Below are 18,533 nucleotides of genomic sequence, written 5' to 3' on the forward strand. Positions count from 1 at the left end.
AAACATTTAAATTTATCATGGCTGTGTGTTATAATTTTGCAATTTAAATATAGCAACTTTGCTATATCCAATCACCGCCACTTTTTAAACGTTTAGGACGCAAGTGATCAAATGTTAAAAAATATTTACGGTGATTTTACTCCGTTTTATCAATGGTCGTTTCTTCTTCATCGAGCGGCGCCGGCGGGATTTTATCGACATTGCGTTCGATTTCCTGTGTCTCTACATGGACCGCAAATTCAGACGGTTCAATTGGTATTTCCATTTCCGTAGCATACTCCCGTGTAAAAATCGCACCGAAATAAAGAATCGCTGCAGTATAATATACCCAAAGCAAAATAAGTACAAATGAACCTGCCGCCCCGTAGGTATCCTGCGTGGCCGAACGTTCGAGGTAGATGCCTATCAGGTAACGACCGATAACAAATAATATAGCCGTAAACAGGGCACCGGCACGAACAGTCTTCCATTGAATATTGACATCGGGCAAGGTTTTAAAGATCACGCTAAAAAGGATGACAATAACCACAAAGGAAATGACAAAATTGATGACGTTCATCAGCACGACCGTTATTTCCGGAAAATAGCGCTGCAGCTGCCCGGTTAGGGCCAAAATAATGCCGTTGACGATCAAGGTAACCACCAACAGAAAGCCCAGGCCGATTACGAGCGAAGACGATAGCAATCGGTCCTGAATTAGTTTTAACCAACCCTTTTTTGGTTTTGGGCGTACATGCCATATTTTATTGATGGAGTTTTGCATATCGCCAAAAACCGTGGTTGCCCCGATAATCAGGGTCACTATACTGATCACCAGCGCCATATTGGATTTGCCCGACAGCTGAAGGTTCTGAATAACCTCTTCAATCTGTTTGGCGGCGCTATTGCCCACTAAACCGTTCAGTTCGGTAAAAACCTTTCCCTGAATGGCTTCGGCACCATAAAATATTCCGGCCAATGCGATCATTAAAACCAATATTGGACCAATGGAAAAAACGGTATAATACGATAATGAAGCGCTGTATTTCATGGAGTCTTCATTGATAAATCCCGATACCGTATTTTTCAGTATGGTCCAATAGGTCTGTAGCTTGCTTGTCTTTTCCTTTTTTACATCCATTGCTGTCGTGTTTTTAATCTTTATTTTTCAAATTCTGTCTTGTCTTATAAGAAAGAAACTCTTAAATAGGCCAGAACGTTTGTTTTTTTTAGGAAAATATAGTTCGCGTTATACATTTTCTGCCTGCATAGTAGCATAGCCTATGCGAGGAAACACGAAATAAGTCCGCTCAAAATCAGGCAGTAAGCCGCCACAAATTATCATAAAAGAAATAAAGCAAACTAATGATTAATCTTCCTTGTTCCTCTACAAACAGCATATAAAATTTAAACAGCATACAAGATTAAAAAATAGTATAACGAAAAGATGAAAAGTAATCAGAACGACCCGAATATATTAAATGACCTTATTAAAATCAACAATGACCGCATCGAAGGATACGAGCTGGCTATTGATCTGGCCAACGAGCAGGGCGAAGGTGCCCGGGAAGCTGTGTTCAGAAAGATGATCGGGCAGTCTGAAAAGTTTATTGCCGAACTCAGTCCACTGGTTGAGCTTGCTGGCCAATACGCGACTGACCGGACAAAATTAAGCGGTGAGCTTTTTCGGCTGTGGATGGTGATCAAATCAAAATTATCGGGCGGTAATATGCAAGATTTATTGGAGCATTGTGAGCGCGGCGAGGCAGCGTTCCGAGAGGTTTACGAAAAAGCGCTGGCGGAGGAAAACAAGCTGTCTATCGGGGCCAAAAACTTGATCCAGATTCAGCTGAGCCAGCAGCGGGAAGCCCATGAAAACATTAAAATTCTGTGCGGGATCTAGATTTTTCTGCATCAATGAGTCAATGCAAAAATAGTAAGAAAAAAAATAGGCTAGGGAACCAATCCCTAGCCTATATAAATACAATAATCTAACTTGCCTAAGTTATCCAAAAAAACCACTGTCAGCGCAAGAATGTTTTAAAAATTTTTCGAAATTTAATTTCCTATTCGCGCCAAACGTCCGTACATCTCCACAAAAGCGCATTGATCTAACAGCCACTTGGATTTTTGCTTTTTCTCCAAAGTCCAGTCGACATCAAACAGCCCGTCGTGATCCCTCATTTTATACCATGCGCGGTCTAGGTTTTTCGCAAAAATGTCCAGATACTTTCTATTTCCATCCTGTTCAAATAAACTGATATATCCTCTCATCATTACAGCATGAAACCATACATTACTATTCTTTAACACTGGAAAAGTATCTTGGTCCATGGACTGAAAAAAATACGCTAGACAAGCTTTTGCCAGCTCTTGGGCATCGACCAGATATTTTTTTTCCTTGGTAAATTTGTAAAGCAACGCTGCTGCTTGCAACATCTGTCCAGCATTATAGGAATACTTGGCTTTACCAATATTTCCATTGAGCTGAATATTATCCCAATACAGCTTGTCCGCAGGATCTTGCAGTCCTGCCTTTGTCCACTCATATAAATGTCGCGCTTCATTCAGATAGTCTTTCTCCTGAGTAGCTTCAAATAGCTTTAGTGCAAACACTGCCGCAGGAGCATTGGAACAGGTATTTTTAGATTCCTTTTTCTGTTCACACCAATAGATTCCACCACCGAGCTTGTCGTCCGCACCGCTTTTTACAAAAGCCCAGATCTCTTTCGCATGCTTGAGATAATCGACCTTTTTTGTCTGCAGATAACTATCGGTAAAGTCAATACCCAACCAGACGTTATCATCATAAAACCGGTCTGATGCCGGAGCAGAATTGATATAGGAAGCATAACCAACGGGCTCCCTGGAATGATCCCTATATTCCATTAATCCTAGTAGCACGCGCTGGTCAAGGATCTTTTGATAAAGGGCTTTGTTCTTTGGGAGCTCCATCAATGTATTTACAGCGGAAAAGCTCCCCGAGAATGGCCATAGGTAGGCATATTTCTTTTGCCCGGCCGCCTGTTCGGAATTATCAAGATAGTCCGCTTTAAAGCTCGCGTCGAAAGGATATTTCTCAGTCAACAGCTGGTTTTTGGTATTTCCATACTTAGCGTAAATAATAGCTAACGTTCTTTGGGCACGTTCGGCAGACTGTCCCTTATTGAGTTGACCATAGCCTGTTAAATAGCATAAACCCGACAGCAGCACGGTCGTCGTTATCTTAATGATTAGTTTCATCAGCATATGTACTTTAAGAAGCCCCCGGAACCTTTTGGGTCAGGAAGACTTCTTTGTATTCATTCCATTATTTTAATTTATTTTCATAGCTTGCTAATCCTTCAAAAAGCATCGCAGCACTTGCATAGGCAGTAATTTCACTATTGCCAATAGGGGGTTGCGCCCAGGACGGACCAAAGAACAGCGTCGGTAGACTTGTTCCCTTGGTCCAGGCAATTTTACCATTATTGACCAGAAATTTCTCAAACTTACTGCGGTAGGCTGCATCAATTCCTTCCTGATTTAAATAGTCTACAAAATATCGTATAAATATCCCTTTAAACAATGCGCCGTCGCCGCTTCCCTCGTCGCGCAAAATATTATTCCCGCCATCGATACAACGTGTGATTGTGTAATAACTAATTTTTTGCGCATCAACCAGATAAAGCTGATCTTTAGTAATCTTAAAAAGCTCCACTGCGGTACCAAGGAACGTCCCCTGATTATAAGTAAGCGTCGTCATATCCACATTACCTGTCTGACCATTAATATTATCATAAACAGCGCCTGTTGACGGATTATACAAGGTTGCCTTTTGCCATTCGTAGATCTTCTTGGCCCAGGTCAGGTAGTTTTCATCTTTTGTCAAACGATATAATCTAGCTGCCAGAATGCTAGCTGGCCCATTCGAGCAGGCATTTTTACTATAGCGCATATCTTTCTTCCAAGCCAATCCGCCGCCTGCATATTGCTCATCCCACGCACCAATAATATCTTTCCATAAAAGTAATACGGTGTCGAGGTATTTTTGCTCCTTGGTAATTTCATATAAGCGCAATATGGTCAGTGCATTCCATTCCATATCATCATAGAATACGTTATAATAGGTATTGCCATTTTTGATCTTCACACCTTCAAACCATTTGCTGAAATAGGCACTATATCTGCTGTCCTTCGTTCGTAGATAGGCATCGATAACAACATCCATGGCATGTGCATTGGGCCAATATTGAAATCCCAGATCGGATTGATTGATCGCATTGTTAAAATACCCGGACTCATTCCAGAACCCGGCAATCATCTTATCGGAAACCTGTGTTGCAATAGCTGTCCAGCTTTCCTCGACGGTGTCTTCATACGGGTAGCTGTCCTCAATCTTGGTGCATCCAAAGAGTAGAAACAATAGGGATGACAGTATAATCATTTTATTCATCGGGTCTCCTCCTTTAATTTGGTACGACAGTATGCGTATAGTCTTTGTCGCCTTGTAAAATCATCGCTATTTTTGTTGGATGGCCGTCTACTGCATCTACAAATTTCCATTTATCATCCCATTGCGAAAGATTGGACAATATGCGAACGAAATAATAAGAAGGAGCTGATGAACTATTGGGCGGACTGTCCGTCCCGTTTTGAGTTCCCAGCTGTAAGGTTTCAGCCTTTCCGGCCTTAACGGTTTCCATTTGGAACTTATAACGTTGGTCGCGGCCCCAACTTTCCTGTTTAAAATTGATGATACCCGTTGCAGCCCAAATTCCCTTCCCTTGATAAGGTAGATCCAACACTACAGCTCCGGATGGCGAGAAATAAACGCCCATGTTTTTGATCTCTGTGTAGGTAACTGCTGCAACATTGAAATCTATTCGAATACGATATACTGCGGTCTTAGCAATGCTGTTACTTCCGGTTTCACCTTCTTTTATTTTGGTTTGATCTTCCGAATAGAAAACACGTCCCTCAGCAGACTTGCGATCCGTAAAAATATATTTTTTACCGGCTTCCAATTTTGTAAAGATCTCATATTCACCGTTCCCTACCAATTTAAAAGGTAAAGATGAGGCAACATCCGTCCCACCCTCAGTTGCCTCTCCAGTGATAAATAATTCATCGGGGATTTCCGCAAAGCCTTCCAGTGTTTTGATGTTCAATACCTTCTTAGCTTTGCTCAACACCCGTTTCATTCCACGGATAGCGTAGACTGACCAGATTACATCGCCGCTCTCACCAGGGTTGATCCCCGCTTTCGTCGCGACCTGATTCAATATTTTGTGACTGATATTGGCGCCGTTTGAGTTTCCATTATTATCCGACGTAACTGTATAAAGAGGCTTGCTAAAATCGCCGTCGAGCTTGTCAAAGACAACTTCATATTGAGCTGCCCCACCGTCGGCAACCAAGGCCGACTCCCATTCAAAATACAGCGCGGCGGAGCTGGAACTTAATAAGTTGACAGCTTTTCCATCTGCAGGGGCATATAGGTTCTCAACAGCAGACACCTCTGCGTCAGCGTATTTCATATCGTCTTTTTTACAGGAAACGATGCTCGCAGCCAATGCGACCATTGCTATAACTTTAAAATACCATTTCATGTCTTTATCCTAAATTTATGGTTCGAAACGTACATTTTTTTAATGCGACGTTTGCGCTAATTTTTTTAATTAAGTTTAGTTTGAGTAGCCCTGATTGTTAGGCAATAAATTTTTATTTAGATCGATCTGGGTTCGTGGTATCGACCAAAGATAGTCTCTACTTTCATCAAATCGACGGATATCCAGTTTGATATTGCTATTGTTACTACCATATTTAGCACCCAATACCTGGCCGTCCAAATAAGTTTTACCGGCCTTCCAGCGCATGATATCATAGTAACGCAATCCCTCAAGTGCGAGCTCGCTTCGCCGCTCATTTCGGACAATTGTTTTCAGATCCCCGGTAGTCGGAAAGTCTAACGCTTTTGATGCTTCAAAACCAGCCCGCTGACGAATAGGTCTGATCGTCATATCCCACACTGCTGCATTGAGTTGTCCCAGTGCTTCTTTTGCTTCTGCATACATCAATAAGATATCGGCGTACCGAAACATGATGATGTTCAATCCTGCATCGTATTTTACCGTTGCTGTTACATCGTAGTATTTCTTTACGTAATACCCTGTGGCAGAAGCGTTGGCACTTGCACCCTGATATTCGTCGAGCCGTTCCTTATCGCTTGTACCCGAGCCGGGTTTAATAAAAATCTTGCGTGTTGTACCGTCAAAATCTGTCCATTGTCCGCCATGGAAAACGATGGTTGCGGCCATGCGTGGATCGCGGTTCACATAGGGATTACTATCGTTATATTGCGGATCCGTTGCAATGGTATTTCCGCCCAGTGTCAAATAATTATCAACCAGACTTTGCAATGGTGCATATCCGTTTAAACGTGCCTGTGCAGAGATCGGTGCTGCATCATATAACTTATTCCAGGTTTTTAATAAAGGTACATAGGCATAATCCAGAATAACCTCTGAATTATATTCATTGGCTGCAGTAAACAACTCCGGATAACTGCGGAATAAAGCGTAAGTGCCAAATTCCGTTTGTTTTTTTATCAGATTTTCACAGTATTCCAATACTTTATTCCAATTGCTTTCATAGAGATAGGCCCGGGCTTGAAAGGCTGAAGCGGCCCCCTTGGTAATCCGGCCACGGTCGTCTACCGGTAAAGCATCTCTGTTCGGTAGATCGGCCATACATTGATCCAACTCTTGATGGATAAAGGCCATGATAGTCGCTTTTTCTGTCCGAGGAAGAGTCTTAGACTCTTCCAATGAGATATCTTTCGTGAAGAAAGGCACAGCGCCATAGAAATTAACAAGTCTAAAATAGAGAAATGCACGGATAAAGCGTACCTCGGCGATACGGCGTTTTTTGAGTGCCGCATCCATTCCGGGTACACGCTCTACATTCTCTAGATAGACATGGCAGGTCTTAATACCACCGTAAAGATCGGACCACTCTGCCCCAAAGCGGCCCAGTGTTGGATCGGCGGTTCCATTACGAATTGCGCGCTGGTCTGTGTTTGAGCGCCCCTCAAAAATATTATCACTCAGGGCTTCATCATTCCACATACGATCTGCTGAATACAGCTGATTATAGGCCATATTGACCATTTTTTCGGCGTTGTCTGGATAGTCCCAAAAATTTTCATCGGTAAAGCGATCTGTTGGCAGCGTATCCAACTTATTACAGGATGTTAATTGGAGAATTGCCATTAAACTCAAGCCTCCAATAAGTATCTTATATAGTTTCATTACATAAAAGGTTAGAATTGAATATTTAATCCACCGCCATAGTATTTCAACGTCGGATAATTGCGGGCACTATTGGCCGAACCACCCATGTTAGAATCAAATTCGGAGGATTCGGGATCTATCCAGGAGTTTTTGCTCAAAGTCAGCAGGTTTTGGGCATTGATGAAAAAGCGAACACGCTGCAATCCCAATTTCGACACGACTTCTTTGGGTAACGAATAACCTACCTGTATATTTTTCAATCGAGCGTATTTCCCGTTGAAAAGATAGAGATCAGAATCTTTCCCAAAGTTGTTGGTCGATGCTGTTGATCCATTTGCAGTCAGTCGGGGCCAGCGTCCATCAATATTGGTGGGCGTCCAGTAATCGAGTTGATGCTGATAAATGGTATATGAATAATTCTGATGAAATGGTTCGATCAACTCTCCCCGGATCATCATATCGCGCTTGCCTACCCCTTGCCAGAACATACTAAAATCAAAATCTTTATAATTCAGGTTATAGGTAAGACCAAATGTAAACCGGGGGAATCCATTGCCCAACACAAAGCGGTCGCGTGCATCGATAATTCCATCGTTATTGCGGTCGACATACTTTACATCGCCGGGGCGCAGATCTGCTGCCGTAATACCGCTCGGCAAGGCCGAAGTTTCAATATCCGTTATATTTTGAAAGAATCTGGCCATCTTGTACCCATAATAGGAATTATAGGGTAGCCCAACACGCGTTAATTTAGTAATGTTATCGACTGTCGAAATACGGTCATCGCCGGGCATCGCAATAATCTTATTGTGACTATCGCCCATATTCGCATTGATCGTATGGTGGAAATCGCCTGTTGTAGCCCGGTAGCTAAGGTTGATTTCCCAGCCCTCATTGTTCATTTCACCTAAATTCTGATTTTTTAGGGAGGTTCCGAATGTGGAAGGTATTTGAGGCGACATCAAGATATCAACTGTACGCTTTTTAAAATAATCGAAACTGGCCGTTAATTTATCATGAAAGAAGGTGGCGTCCAACCCAACATTGAAATTATAGGTTTTCTCCCAGCGTAGATCCAGGCTGGCATAATTAAATCCCGCAGCAGAAACAGGTTTGTTGTTAAATCCATAACTGTTCTGATAGGATTCATAGGTAAAATAATACGCATAGTCGTCTACGGCCTGATTGCCAAGAACACCATAGGTAGATCTGATTTTTAGGCTACCGACATGTTGTTTATACCAATTCATAAATACTTCGTCGGATGCCCGCCATCCGAGGGATCCCGAAGGAAAGAAGCCCCAGCGATTAGCTTTCGAGAACTTAGAAGATCCATCGTAGCGAAAGCTAAATTCGGCAAAATACTTACTTGCAAAGTCGTATCCGGCACGACCGAAGATCGAATTGATACTATTTTGCAGTGTCCCATTTGGTGTCACACGGGCACTCACGGGATCGATAACTGTCCCTGTCGTAGGTGTGCCGAGGACAGGATCAGTAAATTTCATTTTCAGTTCGTTTTGTCGGCGTGTATAGGATTCGTTGGATGCTCCAAACAGACCTGATACATGATGGCTGCCAAAATTTCGGTCATAATCCAGAAGGAGTTGAAAGTTTAACAACGAGGCTTTTTCGTTAAAATCTTCGGTATTGCGGTCTGAATTGACGTAGACCTGAGGTTGCGTGGCATCTGGACTGGAATATAATGGCACCTGGATTCTACGGATAGAACGGTGATCGGCATAGATGTCCGCTCCGAAGATACCACGCAGTTTTAAACCTTCGAACAGTTTTGCTTCGAGATTCAGGTTGATATTAAAATAGTCGTTATCATTTTTAATATAGCCGCCTTCATTCAGTTCGGCCAGAGGATTTTGATCTGTCAGTGCATTGTTGACAAGATATTTTCCATTATCAGCCTGCATGCGATAGTAGTAATAAGGCGGAAGTCTGGAAGCATTGATAATGGCACTTCCGGCCGTGTTGCTCATGTTGTTGTTGCGGGTATAGGCTAAGATTGAGGTCAATTTAAAACGTCCGATCTCTGTACTGAGGTTGCTCCGCAAATTGTACCGCTTAATGCCAAAGTCCTGTCCGACAAAGTTGCTGGGCTGATTGTAAAAGCCGCCGGAAAATAAATAGGAACTTTTATCTCCACCCCCGGCCACACTGATATTATATTTTTGCTGGAAAGAGTTTTTCATGATTTCCGGCAAGTTCCACCGCTCGATATCCTGATGGGCATATAAGTCTGCAATAGCCTCTGGTGAAAACTGCGGATCCATTCCTGAGTTGGTCAGTGCAAGATTACGAAGGGTCGCATTTTCATATCCTGCAACAGGTGAAAATAAAATCTTAGGTTCTTGCACGCCCCACTGGGTGCCGACAGTCACCGCAGGCCGCTGATTTTGGCGTCCTCTTTTGGTGGTTACCAAAATAACGCCATTTGCAGACCTCGAACCGTATATAGCCGTAGAACCGGCGTCTTTCAATACCGACACCGTTTCGATGTCATCCGGATTGATCTTATTGAGTGTTCCGCCTTCTGTAATAATTCCATCGATCACCACCAGCGGCGCATTACTGTTTATGGTAGATATTCCACGAATATTGATATTCATCGAATTATCATTGGGGTCCATGCTTTTCTGTTGGATGGTCAAACTGGGTGAGGCTCCTTGAAGGGCTTGCGTTACATTGCCTACAGGTCGGTTTTCGAAAGTCTTCGCACTGATCTGGTCAACGGCCCCAACAACACGCTGACGTGTCGTGGTACCATAGCCGATTACGATAACTTCTTCGAGCTGACTGTTGCTATTTTTCATGATCACATTGAGCTGCCCCGATCCATCGGTCCGCAGGGAAGACAGTTCTCCGCTCAATGCATCATAACCAACAGAGGAGAATACCAAGGTTGCTTTGGGTGAAAGATTTGTGAGGGTAAATAGACCATCACTATTGGTGGTAGTACCTATAGATTCATTTCCTTTGACCCGCACAGAGACATTTGCGAGCGGTTCGCCACGTTCATTGGTCACACGTCCTTTTACGGGGACTTGATTTGGGGTAATCGTAAACTCCATCGGTACGGACGTTATGGAAGCTTTTGGCTTATCATAAATGACCACAGTCTTATTATCCAACTGGTAGGACAAGGGCTGATCTTTAAAGATCTGGTCTAATACATCCGACAATTGACGGTCCCTAACTTTTATGTCAACAGGCTTCGCGTTTACCATCTGCCGTTCAGTGTACAGAAAATTGTATCCCGTCTGAGATTTGAGTTCCCTAAATATTTTCTTAAGGCTCATGTTGGAGTATTCTAATGTTACCTTTTGTGCAAAGGTGGTAGCGCTAACCTGCATAAAAGTAACTAAGATAATTATGGTTGTCAATCGCATAATAAGCCATAGTTTACGGAATAGCAGATACGCTATCTCCTTTTTTCTGATATAATTTTGATACATTTGTAAGGTTTATTTGCAGTGTATTCGAGTCGTCCAAAACAGAAACATACTGCAGATTGGATAGTTAAAATTTAATTGTCCCAAACGGCAACCGAGCTCCTTCAGGATCTTGGTTGCTTTTTTATACCCCCCTTCGTGGCTATTCGTTTTGTCGTTTTTTGTTCATCGGTTCGTTTATTTAGGTTATTGTGTCATTAATTATTTAGCGGATTATTACGGCAGTACATGTATTTTTTTTCCGTCGATTCTGAAATGAACGGCACCCGTTTTTTCGAGCAGGCTTAAGACTTTTTGAACATCATCAAAACGCGATATTCCGCCACCAAATTTCTCGGTCGTTTTTTTACCTTGATAGATGACCTCCACATTATACCAGCGTGCCACCTTGCGCATGACACTTTCGATATCATCTCGCTCGAACATAAATTCGTTGTTTGTCCAGGCAATAACCGGCGCAGTATCTATTGGACGGGATTTTAGCACCCCATGAGCTGTAAGGCTCGACTGCTCACCCGGTGCTAATAACAATTTTTGACTGTGGGAACTGACCTGTACACGACCTTCCAGTAGGGTGGTCTGTACCGCCGATTCGTCGGCATAACTATTTACATTGAAATGGGTACCGAGCACTTCGACCTGCTGATCTGCTGCCTGCACAATAAAGGGGTGTTTGGAATCCTTCGCTACTTCAAAATAAGCTTCACCGGTCAGTGTGACAGTTCTGTTTTTTTGATTTGCAAAACGAACCGGATAGCTGAGCGAAGAAGCCGCATTGAGCCATACTTGTGTACCGTCAGGTAGCTTAATCCGATAGGTTTCTCCTTTGGTTGTCGATAAGGTATTTTGCTCGATTTCGCCCTGCGAATTATCGCTGACTTCGTAAATCAATTGGCCATCTGTTGTTTTAGAGATTCTTATACCCGATTCTTCCGCAATCCGACCGTTTTGTGTTTCATGTAGATGAATCTGCTTGCCGTTGGCCAGCGTTAAGGTCGCCGATTGTTTTCCGGGTGATATCACATGTTGTGCAGCTTGCGGAGATACGTTTTTAGTTTCAATGGTAAGAAACCAGCGACCAATAAATAATAGTCCGATAACAGCAGCTGCGCTTGCGCCAATACGTTTCCAAGTCCATAGCGATTTTGTTTTTGGTTTATTGATCTGGAGATGCAATTGGTCCCAGGTATTATCCAGTACGGCCAATAAAGTTGGATCGTCCAACAGATGTTGATCGGCGGGATCGTCCAAAACCTCCTGGATGAGTTCTTGAAGTAATATTTTATCCCTGCCTGATTTTACATAGGACAAAAACGCACGGGAATTTTCTTCGCTAAGTTTTCCCTGTATATATCGCCTTAACGTATATCGAAGTGTTTTCTTTTCCACAATTGGTTATCCTCTTTTCAGCTAATACACTTCAGCGGTAAACGTCATCTGCTCTACCTGCAAATTTATTTTACTTTTTTTCTGTGCAATGAAAATTAGATGCGTTAATGCTGTTGGAGAAGTATAAAAGAAATAATGAGCAATGTGGATTTATCCAGGATCCCATGCTTCTCTTTGATATATTTTGTAGCTTTTACGATGTGGTCGTTGATGGTGGATGTCGATATACTCAATAAGTCGCTTACTTCGGCGTAGGTTTTGCCCTCAATTTTACAAAGTTTGTAGATCAATTTGCGTTGTGGCGGCAGCTGGTCAATGGTCTGAGACAACCATTCTTCATATTGCTTTTCATAGAGTTCTTCTTCGACGTGACTGTATAAGGCTGTATTGTGAAGGCTAAGATATGCCTGAACTTGTTTTTCGAGGTTATTTCGCCGGATAAAATTATAGACAGTATATTTGGCGATCTGGAATAGATAAGATCGAAAAGACTGCTCGGGATCAATCAACTCCCGTTTATCCCATACTTTAATAAATACTTCTTGTAATAGTTCGACTGCGTCTTCTTCGGACTTGACCATCTTACGGATGTTGAGATAAATACGCCCGCTATACCTACTGTAGACCTGCCGAAAAGCACGCTGGCAGCCAGAACGCAGGGAGATCAAGACAGACTTCTCTTCAGTATCGTCGTATTTTTGTGCGTACATTGTCACGTTTTACCCTTTCATTACTAGCAAAGATTGCTATTTGTTTATAATATCCGGTTATTGATCTCCAATCTTAACATTTGCTTACAAGCTAATAAGCGTCACAAAAAACAATTACATGATGCAGGAATATTTTATAAGTTGGTCTTTCACGCACTGTGTCTAGTAATTTGTGGATTACTCCCTTAATCTGGTTACGAACAAATATAATAAAACTAAAACGGTTTTGCTTTTTTTAATAAAAATTTAAAACGATTAACAAATTTTGATTTTTCTCAAACATGCATAGCAGGAATTCATCCGGCACATAAAAAGGAGACTACGATTTTACTTCGTGTCTCCTTCATAGCCCAACAGTACCTGTCGAAGCTTTTCTTCAGACCTCCTTCCCACGCTTACTAGGGCAATAGGTGAGATCGGCCCCATCGCCAAAGAAGAAACAGGAGCAAGGCGAAGCCCATGATCCAAACCTGCTGGGCAGAGCGCATTTGGATACCGCTTTTTTCATGGCTGACCTGCTTTTGTTTTTCCTGTTGCCTTTTTTCAGCCAGCTCCAGTACCTGTTTACTGACTCTTTTGGCTGACTCATGCAATACTAAACCTCCCGACCGGGCAGACAGACCACTATCGGGATAGAAACGAAAAGCACTGTCCGTCCAAAAGTACCAAAGGCGGGAAAGCGTATCCTGATGGTCAGAATATAACGTTCGGAGCTGCTCGGTATACTGCCGGTGCGCATCCGTTTCTTGTTGTTTCTGATATTTTTTACTTTCGTAGACCTTGCAGGAGCCCAGCAAGAATAAGAGTCCCCCATAAAATATCATCTGGCATAGCCTTGTGTTCATCCTTCCTCCTTTCAGTCCAGCCAATTTGAAAACGCATAAATGGTAGCCAAGGGGCGCCGCTTGGACAACACACGATTATCCACATTACCTTCCACAGTCACGATCCAATTACCCTCCTTTTTGCGCACAATCCCCACATGATTGATACGCTGGAGACTAGGGCTATAAATGGCGAAGAGATCTGCCTGCCGCACAGTCCCCTGCTCGATCTGCCGTGCCGTATAACGCCGAGTCATTGGAAAAAGTGCCGGGCTCCAGGCATTGCGCGGAGCTGCAAGGCCAGCTTTGCCATAACACCAAGAGACAAAAGCCGCACACCAGGCATTTCCTTTCCCAAGCCCAACATAGCGCAGATAGGTTTCTACCCGCTTACCATCGTTTTTTCCTGTCGCCTCCCGCACGCCGATTTCCTGTACGGCGAGAGCTACAATCCGTTCGCGCGTACGCGGTAGGGTATTGCAATGCGCTGAGGGGAGATTCTGATTCACTGATTCTACATGGATATTTACAGATCCAGCGTAGTTGCCAGATAGATTCGAATACGCTACAGCAGCATTGCGAGCACGGCCAGGAAAGAGAATAGCGATAGAAAGAATACCGAAAAATAGATAATGCATTGTTGCCATGAGGTCAATTGGTTAAAGTGAAGACTAAATTCCTGCCGGAAAAACTTAAAAGGCTGCCAAAGCATTTCCTGAAGCCAAAAGCAGCAATAAATAGCCGCTAGACCAGCAAGTATACCAAAGAGCAGCAAGGAGAGGGTACCAAGATCCAATACCCCAGCTGTCGGATCGATTGCTTGTAGCAAGAATCCCGATAAAATAAAAAATAAAAGAAGACAGGCCAGTACGATGCCAAGCAGCTGCCTTCCCGTTAAAGGCCAATAGATATCCTCGATATCGGAGACCATTTGTTTTTGTACATATTCCATTTTACTTTTTTAAAAAATTATTTAATCAGATAAGTCCCTAGATACTGGCTCCGTGCATACTTTATACCATCTCTTTCGCAGCAGACAATATAAAGCAAGAGCTCTTTTCCGAGCAGTGAAGGCGGGATATCCAAGGCGACCTGTTTCTCGCTGCGCAAGGCTAGGCGCTGACTTCGGATCGCCACACCTTCTTTCACCTGATATGCGATCAGTTTGACATGATCATCCCAGGCACAAAATGAGGAAAAACTATCGTAACTGACCAGTATCCGCCCAGTTTCCTCGACTATATCTGAGACCAACACCCCAGGCAACGTACCGTCGCTGAGCCATACTTTTTCGGGATCCACAAAAGGTCCCTCTTCCTCTTCAGCAATGGCCATGTTAAGTACATGTGAAAGGGCGAGGTTAAAGGGATATACGAGTCTTTTTTTTCGTTTGGCTAGAAATTTATATCCATCAGCCAGAATCGATTTCAGTGGTGACAAAAAACTCATTGCCAGCGCAAAACGTTTCTGCTGGTCAAGTTGGGCAGCAGACCGTTTCTTATTTGATTTTTTCTTCATAATAGAAAAAAATAGAGGGGAATATCATCCATAGCGGACGATATTCCCTATGAATAACTAAATGAGCTGTATCAGCCCCAAATAACTACTTTTGGATACGCGCTTTTTCTTGCGGTCGGCCATAAAGATCCACAGATGCGCCGAGCCACCGAGCAAATGTGCAGGCACTACAAAAGTCGTGGTACCTACCTGGCGGGTTGGCACGATAGAGGGTGCCAAAAACTCGTCCTGTTCGGGATGATACCCGATGATGTACACACCGTCATCGTCTGCTGAGCCGTAGATGTCATTGTTGTTCGAATCCCAGGTGACCGTCATCTCTTCATCGGCGAAAGACGCACCTTGGGGCGGCCCCAGAAAAAAAGCTCCGTCGGCAATTCGGATTTTACTATAGTCCAGTGTAAAGCCCGGATAAGTACCCTGGATAGCCAAAGGCAGATTAAACTGAAACGCAGCATTGAGGGGTGTCTGCCGATCGGCTTTTTTCTGTCCGAATCCGACCTGCAGGTACGAATTGATGGGCATTAAAAAACGCATCAGCAATTTGAACTTTGCCTGCGTGATCAGCTGCTCCTGACTAGCCGGTTTATTACTCTTTTTATAAAGCCCTTTGAGGTAGTTGATACTCTTCCAGCTGGAGCCTATCACGGAGCCGGTCTTACCGCTTATACCTCCGTTTATTCCATTTACTATTGTTCCCATTTTTCTGTTTTTTAAAAATTAAACCCTTGTCAGTGGCTAAGACATACCGGTATTTAAGTCTGACTCCACAAACGTAAAAACTTAAAAAACAAAAACATACAGCAACAAAAAGACTGACAGAACATTGGCAGGAGCAGTTCGGTAATTAGGCAGGGAGCTGGCAGGACAGCCCCCATATACCATCCTTTTTATACACTTGCACCCGACCAACACCCAAGCAAGTCCCGGCCCTGCTCGGGCTTTCCAGCAGTTTTCATGCGGTCCGCTTCGAGTCACACCCGAACAGATCCCGATGGCCACCCGAAGAAAACCCAAGGAACGGTCGAACAAAGGTAGGCGAAAGGTTGAAGATGGGAAGGTGTTGGTCAGGTATTGCTCCGAAAGACAAAATAAAAAGGTCCTCCGAAAACGAAAGACCCCAAAAATAATCTCAATCCATCCTGGATTTACAGATTCCAGTAGGCACGTTTAAACCGTTCTACGCTGGTCTGCAAAAACAGGCGTTTGCCATTTTCCTTACGTACCGTTCCGAGCATCCCCTTATGCTGGTATCGGTATAAGGTTCTCTCGCTGATACCGACAAATTCCTGTACGTAAGCCGCATCCCACCAGACCGCAGCGCCTTCATCAGGGATTTCATTCTTGATTTGCATTTTTTGCAATTTGCTGTACAGCATATGGAGGGCAAACAATATCGTAGCATCATTCCCTTTATGTGTATTTTTTCGTGTTTTATTCAAAATTATCTTCATAAAATCAGTATTAACATTACATCCTTTGACTCGTGTTCGCCATCTCTTTTCCCTCCCTGACGATACCATGTATCTGAAACTTACCACTAATGGAATTCTGCTCAATCCACTGGTCAAAATATTGGTATTTTCCCTTTTCACCGCGGTTTATTTCTATACCAGGAAGGAATACATGATGGGCAGTCACCCCCAGCACGTGCTTGAGAGAAACCGCAACACTTCGGTGTACCTGTGCAAAACTCGCCTTGGGTAACAGGGCGAGCATATTACCGAACGATTCGTTGACTTCAACGAAAGTTTTATCATTCATCCATATTCTGGTCTGATTATTTTTTGCTTCAATATAACAGATCTCATCATAGTTTAGCCTCTTTTTTACAGCCCCCCGTTCCCCATAGAAAAAGCACTTATTATCATCATTCAAGTTATTTAAACCATAATGCTGAATTCTCTTTTTTGCTCTGTCCATAGCTTTATAAAAACGTTCCTGTTCGAAGGGCTTGAGAAAATAATCGGTTACCTCGTAGTGAAACATTTTGTCGCCTACTTCTCTATTCGTACTGCAAACAATCACCTGAAGATTTGCAATACCCGTGTTGCCCCGCTTGAGACTTTCCAGCTGCCCCAAAATATCCAGTCCCCCAACGATGGGCATCTCAATATCAAGAAATAGAATATCCAGTTTTAAGCGACGCAAGGCCACTAAGGCTTCCTTGGGATTGGTCGTCGCATACACACATTCGACACCATCTGTCAAGTCTACGTATCTTTTAAGATCATCTACAACATCAGGATCATCATCCACAATCCCCACACAGATTTTTTGGAGCCGTCCCTCCTGCTTTAATATTTTTTTTATTGTATCCATGTTAAAAATTTATATCCAAGTTCAAGTAAAATATGCCGTCAGCCATTTGTTTTATCAAGGAAAATGCTTCGCCGTATTCCAGACGGAGCAATTTTGTCAATTGTTCTAAACCAGTGCCTCCTTCTTCAAAGATCCAGGCAGACTGTGATGAAACCTTATTGGTACAACTTATTGATACCCTCTCCATATCACTAAACACATAAATAATACTTTCAAAAGAGCTGTCGCTATAATCGCCGTGTTTGACCATATTTTTATACAGGCTCAATAGCATCATGGGAATAATCGGATGGTTCCAGTCCTGAATATCCGACTGCAGATGAATGTGATGCTCACCATACAGGCGCATCAGCTGCTTCAGATAAAAGAGCTCATCTTCCAATTTTCCCGATATATGCTGTCTAAAGTTCATCGTTCGTATAGCATAGGCTTCCAGACCAAAGAACAATTCTATTCGGTTCAGAACTGCAGGTCGCTTTCGTACCAGACGGGTAAAGCTCTGTGTCAGATTGCCCATGAAATGAACGGCCCAGTTACGAAAAAGCCTTGCTTTCAGACTTTCTAGAGAATGTATTCTTTTCCATCCCAAATGCCTGAAAAGACCTGCACTGAGATTGTAAATGATCTCAATAGCCAGAATTAAAATGCCTTTGAGCACAAAAGTCACATAGAAAGTAAATACGTCGATTCCAAAGTCTACCGCTCTGAACAATTTGGGGTTTTTGAGTACTTTCCGGCTAAGCTCTGTCGGAAATTGATATAGCAGCAGAAAAACTGCCAGGGCTGTCAGCAAAAAATAACCGATCATGATGCCCATCCGTTGCAAGGTAAAACGCCTAAATAGCGCACGTCGCAACCAAGCCCGATTCGTATAGCTAATGCCCAACATTAAAGGGGCCATTACTATGATAACAAATACATGCCACCAGCCGAATTTATAGATATTGACTAGGCTAATCAAAGCAAAATAGCATCCCCAGAAAATAAGGTGAAAACTCGTCGATAATGGTTTAAGAATCCTGTCCTTGCTCATAATTGGTTTAGGTAATAAGA

At 43.0% G+C, this 18,533-nt stretch carries 17 protein-coding genes; 1 reads left to right on the top strand and 16 read right to left on the bottom strand.

Annotated elements, in window-relative coordinates; translation table 11 throughout:
* Positions 1-136: 136 nt before the first annotated feature.
* Positions 137-1,120, bottom strand: a complete 984-nt coding sequence (locus B4Z47_RS04675; RefSeq protein ID WP_159333185.1) for a YihY/virulence factor BrkB family protein — start codon at positions 1,118-1,120, stop codon at positions 137-139.
* Between the two features lie 306 nt (positions 1,121-1,426).
* On the opposite strand from B4Z47_RS04675, the gene B4Z47_RS04680 reads away from it, so the two are divergent.
* A complete protein-coding gene (locus B4Z47_RS04680) occupies positions 1,427-1,882 on the top strand; it encodes a PA2169 family four-helix-bundle protein (RefSeq protein ID WP_159333186.1) in 456 nt (151 codons plus the stop codon).
* A gap of 155 nt (positions 1,883-2,037) precedes the next feature.
* On the opposite strand, the gene B4Z47_RS04685 is transcribed toward B4Z47_RS04680, so the two are convergent.
* From B4Z47_RS04685 to B4Z47_RS04755, 15 genes are all read right to left on the bottom strand, one after another.
* Complete coding sequence (locus B4Z47_RS04685; protein ID WP_159333187.1) at positions 2,038-3,222, bottom strand: glycoside hydrolase family 76 protein; 1,185 nt, start codon at positions 3,220-3,222, stop codon at positions 2,038-2,040.
* A gap of 67 nt (positions 3,223-3,289) precedes the next feature.
* On the bottom strand, positions 3,290-4,414 hold the full coding sequence (locus B4Z47_RS04690) for a glycoside hydrolase family 76 protein (protein ID WP_159333188.1): 1,125 nt from the start codon (positions 4,412-4,414) through the stop codon (positions 3,290-3,292).
* 13 nt (positions 4,415-4,427) lie between these two features.
* On the bottom strand, positions 4,428-5,570 hold the full coding sequence (locus B4Z47_RS04695; protein ID WP_159333189.1) for a SusE domain-containing protein: 1,143 nt from the start codon (positions 5,568-5,570) through the stop codon (positions 4,428-4,430).
* A gap of 75 nt (positions 5,571-5,645) precedes the next feature.
* Positions 5,646-7,271: a RagB/SusD family nutrient uptake outer membrane protein gene (locus B4Z47_RS04700; RefSeq protein ID WP_159333190.1), complete on the bottom strand. Its 1,626-nt coding sequence runs from the start codon at positions 7,269-7,271 to the stop codon at positions 5,646-5,648.
* Between the two features lie 11 nt (positions 7,272-7,282).
* A complete protein-coding gene (locus B4Z47_RS04705; RefSeq protein ID WP_236560252.1) occupies positions 7,283-10,564 on the bottom strand; it encodes a TonB-dependent receptor in 3,282 nt (1,093 codons plus the stop codon).
* A 369-nt stretch (positions 10,565-10,933) separates the two neighbouring features.
* Entirely contained in the window at positions 10,934-12,106 is a 1,173-nt protein-coding gene (locus tag B4Z47_RS04710) for a FecR family protein (RefSeq protein ID WP_159333191.1), read from the bottom strand.
* A 104-nt stretch (positions 12,107-12,210) separates the two neighbouring features.
* Positions 12,211-12,816: an RNA polymerase sigma factor gene (locus tag B4Z47_RS04715; protein WP_159333192.1), complete on the bottom strand. Its 606-nt coding sequence runs from the start codon at positions 12,814-12,816 to the stop codon at positions 12,211-12,213.
* A gap of 398 nt (positions 12,817-13,214) precedes the next feature.
* A complete protein-coding gene (locus B4Z47_RS04720) occupies positions 13,215-13,661 on the bottom strand; it encodes a hypothetical protein (protein WP_159333193.1) in 447 nt (148 codons plus the stop codon).
* A gap of 11 nt (positions 13,662-13,672) precedes the next feature.
* A complete protein-coding gene (locus tag B4Z47_RS04725; RefSeq protein WP_286726896.1) occupies positions 13,673-14,287 on the bottom strand; it encodes a CHAP domain-containing protein in 615 nt (204 codons plus the stop codon).
* Positions 14,206-14,592 carry a hypothetical protein gene (locus B4Z47_RS04730; protein ID WP_286726898.1) on the bottom strand — a complete coding sequence of 129 codons (387 nt, stop codon included), beginning with the start codon at positions 14,590-14,592 and terminating at the stop codon, positions 14,206-14,208. Before B4Z47_RS04730 ends, B4Z47_RS04725 begins: the two co-directional genes overlap by 82 nt.
* Before the next feature lie 17 nt (positions 14,593-14,609).
* Positions 14,610-15,158: a DUF6266 family protein gene (locus tag B4Z47_RS04735; RefSeq protein ID WP_070568210.1), complete on the bottom strand. Its 549-nt coding sequence runs from the start codon at positions 15,156-15,158 to the stop codon at positions 14,610-14,612.
* 57 nt (positions 15,159-15,215) lie between these two features.
* Positions 15,216-15,860 (bottom strand): DUF6266 family protein, encoded by a 645-nt coding sequence (locus tag B4Z47_RS04740; RefSeq protein WP_070568213.1) that lies wholly within the window; start codon positions 15,858-15,860, stop codon positions 15,216-15,218.
* A 446-nt stretch (positions 15,861-16,306) separates the two neighbouring features.
* Entirely contained in the window at positions 16,307-16,612 is a 306-nt protein-coding gene (locus B4Z47_RS04745) for a hypothetical protein (RefSeq protein ID WP_157698533.1), read from the bottom strand.
* A gap of 16 nt (positions 16,613-16,628) precedes the next feature.
* Positions 16,629-17,480: a LytR/AlgR family response regulator transcription factor gene (locus B4Z47_RS04750; protein WP_115050273.1), complete on the bottom strand. Its 852-nt coding sequence runs from the start codon at positions 17,478-17,480 to the stop codon at positions 16,629-16,631.
* A gap of 1 nt (position 17,481) precedes the next feature.
* A complete protein-coding gene (locus tag B4Z47_RS04755) occupies positions 17,482-18,513 on the bottom strand; it encodes a hypothetical protein (protein ID WP_286726899.1) in 1,032 nt (343 codons plus the stop codon).
* Between the last annotated feature and the right edge of the window lie 20 nt (positions 18,514-18,533).

The organism is Sphingobacterium sp. UBA2610 (assembly GCF_002339225.1).
GTDB classification, from domain to species: domain Bacteria; phylum Bacteroidota; class Bacteroidia; order Sphingobacteriales; family Sphingobacteriaceae; genus Sphingobacterium; species Sphingobacterium multivorum.